This window comes from Corynebacterium sp. CCM 9203, assembly GCF_041357675.1.
Taxonomy (GTDB): domain Bacteria; phylum Actinomycetota; class Actinomycetes; order Mycobacteriales; family Mycobacteriaceae; genus Corynebacterium.
On record NZ_JAUERY010000001.1, the window covers coordinates 455,332 to 467,699 of the forward strand.

At 59.6% G+C, this 12,368-nt stretch carries 9 protein-coding genes; 2 read left to right on the forward strand and 7 right to left on the reverse strand.

Translation table 11 applies throughout. The features are described from left to right. Positions 1–2,412 (forward strand): ATP-binding protein, encoded by a 2,412-nt coding sequence (locus tag QWU44_RS01955; RefSeq protein ID WP_370914022.1) that lies wholly within the window; start codon positions 1–3, stop codon positions 2,410–2,412. On the opposite strand, the gene QWU44_RS01960 is transcribed toward QWU44_RS01955, so the two are convergent. Both QWU44_RS01960 and QWU44_RS01965 read right to left on the reverse strand, forming a co-directional pair. Then, a complete protein-coding gene (locus tag QWU44_RS01960) occupies positions 2,409–4,949 on the reverse strand; it encodes a DEAD/DEAH box helicase (RefSeq protein ID WP_370914295.1) in 2,541 nt (846 codons plus the stop codon). The two genes, QWU44_RS01955 and QWU44_RS01960, sit on opposite strands and share 4 nt — an antisense overlap. A 46-nt stretch (positions 4,950–4,995) precedes the next feature. Beyond that, positions 4,996–6,003, reverse strand: coding sequence for a PAC2 family protein (locus tag QWU44_RS01965; protein WP_370914023.1), 1,008 nt, complete (start codon positions 6,001–6,003; stop codon positions 4,996–4,998). A 360-nt stretch (positions 6,004–6,363) separates the two neighbouring features. On the opposite strand from QWU44_RS01965, the gene QWU44_RS01970 reads away from it, so the two are divergent. Next, the gene (locus tag QWU44_RS01970) at positions 6,364–7,407 is read left to right on the forward strand and encodes a DUF4192 domain-containing protein (protein WP_370914024.1); all 1,044 of its coding nucleotides are present in this window, start codon (positions 6,364–6,366) and stop codon (positions 7,405–7,407) included. 56 nt (positions 7,408–7,463) lie between these two features. On the opposite strand, the gene QWU44_RS01975 is transcribed toward QWU44_RS01970, so the two are convergent. The 5 genes from QWU44_RS01975 to QWU44_RS01995 all read right to left on the reverse strand — a co-directional run bounded on the left by QWU44_RS01975 (position 7,464) and on the right by QWU44_RS01995 (position 12,358). Next, positions 7,464–8,147, reverse strand: a complete 684-nt coding sequence (locus QWU44_RS01975; protein WP_370914025.1) for an iron dependent repressor, metal binding and dimerization domain protein — start codon at positions 8,145–8,147, stop codon at positions 7,464–7,466. A 383-nt stretch (positions 8,148–8,530) separates the two neighbouring features. Next, the gene (locus QWU44_RS01980; RefSeq protein WP_370914026.1) at positions 8,531–9,520 is read right to left on the reverse strand and encodes a sigma-70 family RNA polymerase sigma factor; all 990 of its coding nucleotides are present in this window, start codon (positions 9,518–9,520) and stop codon (positions 8,531–8,533) included. A gap of 113 nt (positions 9,521–9,633) precedes the next feature. Further along, positions 9,634–10,074, reverse strand: coding sequence for a D-aminoacyl-tRNA deacylase (gene dtd, locus QWU44_RS01985; protein WP_370914027.1), 441 nt, complete (start codon positions 10,072–10,074; stop codon positions 9,634–9,636). Between the two features lie 23 nt (positions 10,075–10,097). Further along, positions 10,098–11,702 carry a methyltransferase gene (locus QWU44_RS01990; protein WP_370914028.1) on the reverse strand — a complete coding sequence of 535 codons (1,605 nt, stop codon included), beginning with the start codon at positions 11,700–11,702 and terminating at the stop codon, positions 10,098–10,100. A 44-nt stretch (positions 11,703–11,746) separates the two neighbouring features. Then, complete coding sequence (locus QWU44_RS01995; RefSeq protein ID WP_370914029.1) at positions 11,747–12,358, reverse strand: DUF3099 domain-containing protein; 612 nt, start codon at positions 12,356–12,358, stop codon at positions 11,747–11,749. Between the last annotated feature and the right edge of the window lie 10 nt (positions 12,359–12,368).

Genomic DNA, 12,368 nt, shown 5'->3' on the forward strand with positions numbered 1-12,368 from the left:
ATGCGACCCTTATCTTCCGGCGGTACTAGGTGGACCCCTCGGAGTACCGCCCCGTCAGCGTCGCATTCGGAGGGTGATTCTCCCGAGCTGCCGGAAGAACTCTTCGTATCCGCTCCCGCACGCCGTGGGAGTTGGATTCCCGAGGAATTCCTCGCCAGTCTCGCCCGACACTGGGATGCAGAGGTGTCGGTACTGCGAATAACTGCTCTGGTGACCGGTGTTTCTCTGCTGTTGCATCTGTTGGCCTCATATACGTCGCGCAGCACGATGGGCAGTGGGGGTATCGGTGGTGATCCCGTCGTTGCAGCGGCGTACGTGATCCTGGTGGGCTGTGCCTTCCTCCAATTGGTGGCCTGTTTCTCTGCGCGGGCTTTCATCTATAGGCTCGCCATGGCGGTCGGTGGGGGTGCCTATCTGCTGATGCTGACGGTTGATGTAACCCTGTTTTTCTCTCAGGGTTATTCACGGCTTGAGCCGGTGCACCTGGGGGACTACTGCGGGATTCCGGCGATCATGGTGGCGGCTGCCCTCGGTCTGCCCTGGGGCCTCATGCTCGCACTCGTCATGACTGCGGTTGCAGCAATTGCCAACAACCAGGTCAGCACGCCGGTCCTCCAGGTCTTGTCAGTGGGACACGGTTGGATCGTGCCCCTGCCGTTCTTCGTCGCTTGCACCATGGGGATCAGCGCTGCTCGGCGACTGGATGCCCGGATCAGTCGTGCACACCGGGAGATCCTGTCTGAGCTCCGGTCGCGGGAACTACGCGTGACTGAAGCCCAATTTCTCGCCCACGTCCACGACACGGTTCTCACACTCCTGCGCGCGGTGGCATCCGGAGGCCTCCCCCCGGACAAGGACCTCATCTTGTCCCATCTCGCTCCAGCGGAGGTTCCGGCGACGGATAACGGAATATCCGTAGCCGATGCTGTCCGGATGGTGCGTGAGGTCGTGATGGAAGCTGCTCCAGGCAGTAAGATCATCGTGACTGAGAGTTCATACCCCTCAGGTGGGGGACTGCCCGGTCGGGCGGTCACGGCCATCTGTGGTGCGGTCGGTGAAGCAGCATTGAATTCGATCCGTCATGCGCAGACCGACGACCGGCGCTGCATAATTAGTTTTGACACAATAAAAGGTGAACTCAGCGGGTTCCGGGTCGAATTCATCGATGACGGTATCGGTTTCGATCCTGCTTCCGTTCCGGAGAACCGTGCAGGTGTCCGAGTATCCATTATTAGGCGTGTCGCGGACACCCCCGGGTGCACCGTTGACGTCCACTCCAGGCGTGGCTCGGGTACTCGGGTCACGCTCAGTTGGAGGCATGCTCAAGGCTGTGTCCCAGTGGACGCCGTCGACCAGAAAGAGACTGCTCTGCCTCCGCTGTATCGACTGACCGGCATGTACATCACCCACAGTCTGTGGTTTGCCTTGGTCGCGATCACGGTACTCACCGGTATTTCCCTCGTTGATGAGAGATGCACCCATGGCATCCCGTGGGCGATCGGGATCGCCGCACTGATCGCATCGGTATTCGCGGTGACCTCCGGAAGCACCGAGAAACTGGGGGAGCAGGCCACCGTGATTGTTGCTCTATCCGTCATAATAATGGTCGTAGCGGGGGCGTTCACGGGCACCACCTCCACTTACGCGTGGCCTGCCGGATGGTGGGTCTACGCAACACAGGTTTCGCTGCCGCTGTTGGCGATCAGATGCCGAGCCGTTGTTGCTGTGGCGACGACGTTCGTCTGCGCTGGTCTCGTCCGACTCCTGGCACTAGCCGGTACCGAGGTCCAGGGTGCAGACACGGGCATTCTCATATTCACGGCGACAACCGTCACCGGGGCGTTGGTTCCGTTGCTCGTCCGACGGGCTACTGCAGGATTCCCGGTCGTGGTCGAGGCGACGCGGATACGGAGTGCGGGACTCTCCCTTCATACCACCCGGTCGAGCTACCTCGGAGAGAGCTGCGGGTGGGTCCGGGATCTCGTCCGTATTGTCCTGGAAGACTCACGCCCGGAGGCCGACAGACGGAGAGATGCGAATCTTCTAGAACTACGGCTCCGGGATGCGATCAGATCGCCCTTGCTTGATCGTTCGCAGGTGAACCGGGCCGTCTGGGAGGCCAGATTGAGGGGGGTACGGGTTATGCTTCTCGATGAGAGATCTGGGGCATCTCCTGTCCAGGGGGTATCCGGAGATTCCCTGGATGCGGAACCCGCCGCGCTTGTCGGGGTTCGTTTGGCCGCTGCTGAGATCATCGATGCAGCAGTCGATGGACAGGTCACCGTCCGGCTACTGCCGGAGGGACGGAAGAACCTCGCGACGATCGTCTCGGAGATCCGCGGGGAGGTTGACTACGTTACGTTCGATCACGACGGCCAGTCCACCACGCGCCACATTCAGGCGGATGATTAATTATACTCCAGAGCAAGCTCTGCGAAGCGGACCTCGCCGGCGGCATCTGAGGCATCCAGGTCAATGGATGCGACAAAGGCGAAGGCGTTGTCTCCCTCGGGGTCCTTGAGTATCTGTCGGACCTTCCACAGTCGGCCCTCCTGGGCCAACCGGAAGAATTCGGGTCCCCGGGCTGCGGGGCCGGTGTCCATGTCCGCGTATTCCTCGAAGTACGCGTCCATACCAGCTCCGAAGTCCGGAGGGGCGTCGAGGTACTCCGTAAATTCCATGAGCTGATCCTCTTTCTCGAATGCGAAGAGCTCCACCAGCCGAAACATGGCGTTGCGTACCATGATCGTGAAAGCCCGACGGTTGGCGGTGAGCGCTGTCGGGTCTTCGACACCGTAGGCCAGCTCGCGCTCCAGGGTTTCCCGGGATACCGGGGAATCCGGATCGGCCATCTGTGCCCATTCATCGACGAGAGAGGAATCGACCTGTCGGATCATCTCACCTAACCAGACAATGATGTCCTCAAGTTCTTCCGTCGTGTGCTCGGGAGGTACTGACTGGCGCAGGGTTCGCCAAGCGTCGGTCAGGTACCTGAGCACCACCCCCTCGCTACGAGCGAGGCCGTAGGTGGCGATGAGATCTGAGAAGGTCATTCCGTGTTCGATCATGTCTCGCACGACCGATTTGGGTCGGAGCTCGAACTCCCGGACCCAGGGATGCCCCTCTGCGTAAGAACCGTAGCCCTTTTCCAACAGCTCATCGAGCGGTTTGGGCCAAGTGATGTCCTCGATGATGGACATCCGCTCGCTGTAATCGACGCCCTCGGACTTCAACGCCGCGATCTCCTCGCCACGTGCGGCCCGTTGTTGGGCGATGAGTAGTTGTCGGGGGTCATCGAGAATGGACTCAAACACGCTGATCACGTCAAGGACATGGGTGTCTGAGTCCGGATCCAGCAGGTCGAGTGCCGCCAACGCGAAAGGGGCGAGGGGCTGATTGAGAGCAAAATCCCGTTGCAGGTCATGAGTCAGATGCCATCGACGTCCCGTGGAGTCCGGTCCGCCGGGGATACGGTCGACAATGCCCGCAGAGACGAGACCCCGGAACAACTCGATGGCGGTGAGGATGTCTTTGTTCTGTTTTCTGCGGGTGTCATGGTTGTCGCGGAGGAGATGTCGCATGTGTGCGAAGCCGTCACCGGGGCGGGCGATCACGTTGAGGATCATCGAAGTTGATACCCTGAATTGGCTACTCAGGGATTCCGGCTCGGCGGTAGTGAGTCGTTCGTAGGTTTTCTCGGTCCAGCTAACTTCACCGGGACGAGCCGCCTTCTTTCGGAGTTTCTTGAGCTTTTTGGGATCTGTTCCGGCGCGCTGGCGGAGCCGGTAGTTCTCGACCTCGTGCTCCGGTGCCTGAACCACCACATGACCGACTGAGTCGTATCCGGCGCGCCCCGCGCGTCCGGCGATCTGATGGAATTCCCGTGACTTGATGATCCGCTGGCTTGTTCCGTCGAACTTCGACAGACCTGTCATGAGTACGGTGCGGATCGGTACGTTGATGCCGACCCCGAGGGTGTCGGTACCACAGATCACCTTGAGCAGTCCGGTCTGGGAGAGTTTTTCCACCAACCGACGGTACTTAGGCAACATTCCGGCGTGATGTACACCAATACCCCGGCGAAGGAGCTTTGACAGCGTCCTTCCGAAGGTTGTGGTGAACCGGAAGGCACCGATCTCTGTGACGATCCGCTCCTTGGTGTCCTTGTCGATGATAGACATCGAGGTGAGTGCCTGTGCTCTCTCGATGGCATCGCGCTGAGTGAAGTGCACCACGTACACTGGTGCCTTGTTTTCCTTGAGGAGCGTCTCGATGGTCTCATGGACTGGTGAATAAACGTAAGAAAAATCCAGCGGTACAGGGCGTTCACTGCCCGAGACAAGCTCGGTGTCCCGCCCCGTGCGTCGGCTGAGGTCCTCCTGCAGCCACGACGTGTCGCCGAGCGTCGCAGACATCAGGAGAAACTGTGCATTCGGCAGTTCAAGCAGTGGTACCTGCCAGGCCCATCCGCGGTCGGGTTCCGAGTAATAGTGGAACTCATCCATCACCACCTGATCAATGTCAGCCTGTGCTCCGTCACGGAGCGCGATATTCGCGACGATTTCAGCCGTCGCACAGATGATCGGTGCGCCGCCGTTCACGGTTGCGTCCCCCGTCATCATTCCGACGGACTCGGGACCGAAGATGTCGCACAGAGCGAAGAACTTCTCACTCACCAATGCCTTGATCGGCGCGGTGTAGAACGTTCTCTGTCCCCGGGCGAGAGCGATGAAGTGCGCGGCGGTGGCGACGAGGGACTTTCCCGATCCAGTCGGGGTGGCAAGGATGACGTTGTTCTCGGCGAGAACACCCAGCGCGGCTTCCTCCTGCGCCGGATATGGGGTGATGCCTTTCTCTCGGGTCCACCCGATGAAGGAATCCCAGATGCAGTCATCAACCAGGGACTCAGGAACATCGGACAGGTCGGGGAGAATCTGGGTCAGGGTCACATCCACCAGCGTAACGGTCTGCCCGTGTGTGGCGCCACGCGCGGCATCAGCGGGACCCGTCCTCCGGTTGTTCCGGGGGTCCGTCACTACCGGGATCCACAGGAGAATCCCCCGGATGTTCGCCGGATGCAGCGTCCGGGTCGTGGACAGACGCCAGATATCTCTCGAATTCCTCGGCTAGTGCATCAGCGTCTGCGGCTTCGGTCTCCCCCGGAAGTAGAACACCGGGATTATCTTCGCGGTATGTCTCCAGCTCCTCGTCGTAGCTCTGCTCCAGGGATTGGACCATACCTGCGATCTCTCCGGAATCATCAACCTGGTCCCGGAGCAGGGTGATCATCCTCGCGGAATCCTGCTCGAGGCTTCCCAGCGGCAGTGAAAGTGATCCCGCCGCTTCTACGGCACGCAGGAGTTTCAGTGTGGCCTCCGGATAATTTGAGGCCGCGATGTAGTGCGGGACATGAGCTGTGAAACCGGCCACTGATCGCCCCTTCGACCCGAGGACGTACTCGAGTTGGAGGGATGCTGAACCAGGTAGCGTCATCTTGCTGTTGACCCGGAAGTGGCGCCGCGTGATGTCCTCCGAATTTCCGTGTGCGGTCACCAGCAATGGCCGGGTGTGCGGCACCGCCATTGGCGCCGAATAGAGGCAGAGTGTCCTGCTGACGTTGAAACGTTCAGAGAGATCGATGACGGCATCGGTGAATGCATTCCAACGCATGTCCGGCTCCGGTCCTGCCAACAGCAGAAACGGATGCCCCGATGAATCCCGCATTGCATACAACCCGAGTCTGAGCTCGTCCATCCCGACTACCTCATGATTGGAGATCCGCACAGCCGGGCGACGTGAGCGATAGTCGATCAACTCGTCATTGTTGAACGCGGCCACGGGGCTGTTCTCCAGGGAACTCAGAAGATGATGTGCGGAGGAGTCCACAGCTTGGCCTGCGTCTGCGTAGCCCTGAAGAGCGACTACCAGGGTCGTGCCGTCATGGGGTTTCATCTCGGGTGCTGGATACTCCAGTTCATACATGCGACGACTGCTGTCCTGCATGTGCGTTCCTCCTTCGTGCATCGGTGTGCTCATTCTCCAGACCTGGTGAAGAATCGTGGATACTTCACCAGTGGAGGTCGCATCCCCGTCAACAAAGCCCGGGGGGTGAATATTCCACCCAAAATGATGGTGGTTGATTTCGCCTGCACCACCGCGAGCGACGTTCTCCATCCACTGACGGCCACGGATATCCGGGGATACCCGGAGACAGAGACTGACCCATAAGGATACACCGGATTACCTCCACTTCGTTCTGGGAATGGGCGGTTACCTGTGAACAGGTAACCGATGCCTCTGGTTTACTGACAGCGCCTCCGGGATCTGCCATCAGTGGACGAGAGGAAGAACAACGGTAGATCCATGACACAGACCCTGATGATTCCCGATGACCTGATCGCGAGCATTCCGGCGTTTCTCGGTTTCTACCCGACTGATTCCCTGGTCGTGACCGCGATATTCCCGAAGCCGGATCAGCCCGGAAAATCCCTGGTCGGTCCGATAACCCGGGCGGATCTCGCTGATGATGGTGCGGTAGAAGCCACCTTACTGTCACTCGCTGACATCGGTGTGACTGTCACCTTCGCCTTCTTCGTGGGAGAAGGACCCGGAGGTGAGCGTCCGGGCATTGAGAATGCACACATGCTGTGCAGGAGAGCTGTTGGTCATGGTATCCAGGTACTGGCTGTCTGGTGGGTACCTGAGATCATGTCGGGAGCACCGTTCCGGAAACTGGCGGATAACACTGCCCCGGAGTGGGGTGGGAACCCTACGCTTCGTGCAAACGGTGTACTACCTGACATCGCTACCGGTGCCGCTATGCGTGAACTCATCTCGGGGAGTGGAATGCTCCCAGAATTGAGTCGGGAGGATGCACTCAGCTTCTTCTCATCCGTGGTGTACGGAGATTTCGGGATCGGGGTCGAACGGATGACAATGGAAGCGGAGAAACGGAGCGCCCAGATCGCGGAAGAACTGAGCAGATCAGGCACAGATCAGGCACGTTCGCTATTGAGGGTTATGGTTGGCAGATGGCTGAGTGAACTGCGGGCTTCACCTGCTGGTGACGATGATGTCGGACGTGATGAGGAAGCGCTCTTTTCTGTAGCAGGATTACTCGTCCGCCCTGAGATACGGGATCTTGTTCTTGGAATCGCTTCGGAGGAGCATCATCCTCCGGCTCTCCAGAACGCGATGTTGGTGATTGCTCGGATGTTTCGGGGAACTATCCGGTGTAACGCGCTCTGTGTGTATGCGGTGACGTTGATTGCAGCGGGGAGGACGGCCCGCGTCTGGGCTGCGCTCAGGTGTGCGTATGACGAGGATTCCGGGCACCGACTGACCGGGCTTCTGATGGCTGCCTACAGGCGTGGACGATTCGACCTGATTTTGGAGAGCTGTCGGTGAAACGTGTCGGATTGTACCGGGAACCAGGCGTCCGACACGTGCCCCTCCCGCTCCGATCAGTTCAGTCGTTCCAATCGGACGGCATGCCCGAGCTCATGATCGATGGTGACGCTGCGATTCTCTCTGGTGAGAGTGACTTCACCATCGGAGTTGACTGCCTCGACCTCAGAACCGATATTCATACCTGACTCGGTCAGCTCCTTCAATTGGGCCACATTTACCTGAAGAATCTCGTTGTACTGCAGGATACGGCACGGGATGGCTTCCCCGAGAGGGAGGTCACTGGCACGCTCGCCGAACGACATACCCCCGGTGTCCTCCACCCCGAGTTCAACCAGTCCGGGTATGGGATTGCCGAAGGGGGAAGTGTGGAAGCTGTCGAGTACCTCGACGAGGCGACGCTCGACCTCGACACTCATCACATGTTCCCATCGGCAGGCTTCGGCATGCACCTTGAGGATGTCGAGACCGATCATATCGGTCAGCAGGCGTTCAGCGAGTCGGTGCTTGCGCATGACCGCGATGGCTGTGGAACGCCCCTCGTCTGTCATCTTCAGACTTCTGTCTGGTGCGACGTGTACCAACCCGTCACGCTCCATACGGGCAACCGTCTGGCTCACCGTTGGACCGGACTGCTCCAGTCGCTCCGCGATGCGAGCGCGTAACGGTACGACGCCTTCCTCCTCCAACTCGTAAATGGTACGGAGATACATTTCGGTGGTGTCGACCAGATCCTTCACGGAGATAACGCCTTTCCTCGGGTTGTTACGTGCCCGCTTAACAAATTAAGTTCGCCGCAACATCATCGAACTCTGTTTCCCGACGGTAGTGCTGGGGTGATACCCGTTCACTGCCGTCGCACTTTGACCAACGCATTAACGACCAACATTGTTCCCGCAGGGCAGGGGAACCATTCGGTGCGACTCCGTCCCCCTATTTCGGGGTAAGATGAGAATGTTGTGGGGGAGACCGGGAAGCGTTTCCAAGATGTGAACAGACAGTTCAAACGGTGTTCAATGGAAACTGGGGTGGGATCCGTTACTGATCAAGTGTACCGTTTTGTTCGGGATCGGGGAGTCGAGAATATCAGATGGTACAGGGCCTTAGCCGACACCAGAAGTGATCAGTTGGCGTAAGCGCGAAGTTTATCCGCCCGCTCGCCATCGCGAAGTTTACTCATGACCTCGCGCTCGATCTGCCGCACACGCTCCCTGGAGAGTCCAAAGCGCCGACCGATCTGGTCAAGCGTCCGTGGAACCCCGTCGTCGAGGCCGTAACGTAGCCGGATGACCTCCTGCTCCCGCACCTCGAGGGAGGCGAGAACCGTGCGGACATCCGAGTGCCGTAGTGACGCCACCACCGCTGCTTCGGCATCGGTGGCGTCCGAATCTTCGATGAAGTCACCCAAAGGTGCTTCCTCGTCAGCGCCGACGGGCATGTCCAGGCTCACCGGATCCCGGGACTGCCGGAGTAGCATCTCAATCTTGGACTCGTCGATGCCGCTTTCCTCCGCGAGCTCTTCGTTCGTCGCCTCTCGACCGAGACTCTGATAGAGCTCCCTTTTGATCCTGGAGAGTTTGTTCACCTGTTCTACGAGGTGGACCGGGAGTCGAATGGTGCGGGATTGATCAGCCATCCCCCGGGTGATGGCCTGTCGAATCCACCAGGTGGCGTAGGTGGAGAACTTGAAGCCCTTGGTGTAATCGAACTTCTCCATGGCGCGAATGAGCCCGAGGTTACCCTCCTGGATGAGATCTAGTAGGGGCATACCACGACCGGTGTAGCGTTTCGCCAAACTGACCACAAGCCGTAGATTGGCTTCAAGCAGGTGGGATCGTGCTTGCTTACCCTGCTTTGAAAGGACCTTGAGATCTCGTTTCATCGCACGGGTGAGCTTCGTGTTTGGATCAGAGAGCAGATGATCAGCGTACAACCCGATCTCGATGGTCTGGGCGAGGTGGACCTCATCCTCGGCGGTCAGGAGCGCCGTTTTTCCGATGCCGTTGAGATAGACGCGGACCAGATCGGCTGACGGATTGTCATTGGTCTGGCCACGGCGTGATCCGCGGTCTGGCTCCTCGACATCGATGTCCTGCGGGGACGTGGTCGTCATACTGGCCTCCTGCTTTCATCGGGTTCTCATTGGTTCAACGGGTGATGCAGCGGGAAAGTTCCCGGGCAGATACGTGGTTACGTCCGCGCTGGTGGAGTCCCCAGTATTAGGGGTCAGCAGTCAACCAGAACCGTGAAGGGTCCCTCGTTCACGGAGGAAACCCGCATCATCGCCCCGAATCTTCCCTCCGCAACCGGGATTCCGCGGGCACGAAGGCCTTCTGCGATGGCGTTGATGATCGGTTCCGCTTCGTCACTGGGAGCAGCGTCCGACCAGCTCGGACGTCGACCTTTGACGGTCTTTCCCTGCAGAGTGAACTGGCTCACGATGAGAACAGGTGCCCCAACGGATTCCACGGATTCTTCCCCGGGGAGGATCCGGAGCTCAGCTATCTTCCGGATCATCGTTTCTGTCCGTGAGGCATCGGCGCCGTCACCGCGGGCAACCCCAACGAGTGCCAGGACTCCGCACGTCTCCGGGCAGTTGATTTCACCGACAAGTTCTTCGTCGACGGTGACGCTGGCGTGGGAAACACGGGTCAGAACCGCTTTCACGGTGTCCTCCTTCAATCGTGGGATCAGGATGAGCGGGTGCCTGTGGTGATGGTGATGTCCGCGGGCAACACAATACCGTGACGAATGAGGTCGACCACTGCCCTCGTTGCCTCCCGCAGCACCTCCCCAGATTCGAGTCCGTGGGCGGCACAGTAGAGTTCGACGGTCTCACGGAGAGTGAGTCCCTGCGGATGAAGTCCTGCCAGGATCGCGTACAGGGGGCGATCAATTTCATGGGAGAAGCGGGGGCCGTCAGTTCGACTGATCCGGAGAATCGCTGGCGCGAACCCCTGGCCGGAGTCCTCGTCAGCCACTCGGACATCCTCCACTGCCACTCCCGTCCGTATCAGGAACTGTGTGTCCGCGACGTCATCGGAACTCTTCCCGCGCAGCCACGCGGTCCGGGAGAAGTACTCCATCACCTCCTCGCCGAGACCGGTGGTCTCGTAGGCACCGAAATCTTCGGCAGCGACCTCGGAAGGACAATCGTCGCCGATGTGTTGGAGGGCTATGAAGCCGAAGCCGATGCCGGTAACATCGTTCTCCGCGAAGTGATCCAGCCATTCCACGGTCCGGTGCCCGCCCTCCGTTCCACCGGGATCCACGGAACCGTCACGTAGCCAGGTTCCGACATACAGCTCAGGATCAGCGATATCCCGCTGCAAGATCCAGGCCGAGACCCCAGTGTCAGGGATCCAGCCCGCAACCCGATGCCTCCAGTCGGTGTCCGTCGTGTGGATCCATGATGCGAGAACATGTGCAGTTCCGCCGAGGTTCAGATGCTCCACGGCGTGCGAGACAACGAGTTCACTCGCTGAATCCAGGTCTAACCCCGAATCCCGATAGACATGACTACTGCTCGGGCTGATCACGAACGGCGGATTGGCGATAATCCGGTCGAATCGCTGCCCCTCGACCGGTTCATACCAGGATCCCCGACGAAGCTCCACCTCGGCTACTCCGTCCCCAGTCCGGGACTCTACACGGCTCGCTCTCCGACCTTCCCTGGTAACTGGAACCCCGGTTCCGGCTAGGGTGGCCTCAGCGAAGTCCAGTGCACGATCGTTGATGTCGGTTCCCATCACATGATCCGCACATCTGAGCTGTCCTAGAATCTGGACACCGCAACCGGTGCCAAGGTCCAAGACACTGCGGACGGGTGTTGTCGGTGTCGCCTGGAGCAGTGAGAGAGAAGCTGCCCCTAAACCGGGAACGTGATTCGGTTTCGGAGTCCCGGCAGAGAGAGAAGGATCCAGATCGGAGAACACCCACTGATCCTCGGCACCGATAAAACGGGGACGCACATCGACGGCGATCCGTACGGTCTCCGAATCACTGTCGGACTCCAGAACTCCCGCGGCGTCGAGAAGCCCGACGACCCGTGTGCCGAGCAGCGCTGAAAGCTCCCGCAATCCGGTGGGGGAGCGGAGCAGGAAAAACCGGATGAGTTCCGATCTCCCGGGATCCCCCGCACATTCAGAAGCTCGTTGGACTGCCGCGGTTTCCCCCCGGTACAACGCTGACAGTGCGGCGGGCCCCAGATGATCAGCGATACCGCTCTCGGTGAAACCATGCTCACCGAAGACTCTCACGAGATGGGGGACGACTGCGGACAGTGATTCGGGCACGTGGGAACTCCTCGGATAATGGCACGGATGATACCTCGGGACAGTTAATCATGCTCGATGATGGCGTTGCCGTCATTGGCTCCGTTATCCGGACCCTGATCCGGAGACTCTCCCAGTTCACGCTGTCTCTGCACGGCCAGCATCTGTTGCGCGTGATACTCGCGCGCCACACCGGGCTTGTACACCTGCCGAGTCCGTGGGTCCCGCGGTTCACCGGCTCCGTTACCGATGACCACAGCGATCCACGGTAACGGTACCGAGATGAGGAAAAGGATCGCGGAGAGCCAGGTGTTCTCCCACCAGATCCACGTCACTGCACTGGCCAGGAGAAACGGTATCCGTGACCCCTGTAGGATCGCGTACTTCCGGCGCCGTTCATTGAGGTTGTCCAGCGGCGTCTGCCTGGCACTCGTGATTAGTTCGACATTCTTTCGCGAAGAAAACAATCTGCGTAGACCACGCCGCCAACCGACAACCGGATCCGGTGTGACCACGGTCCCGTCGGCATTCCGTCCAGCTCGGTCACCTTCAGAGGGGATGGAAGCGTGATCACCGGAATCGAACTCGATCCCATCCTCGTTCCGCCGCTGCATCATGGGCCCCACGATAACCCTGTTGTGAACCCTGTTGTGCCCGAACTCCCGTGATTGGGGCATGATGGGTGCC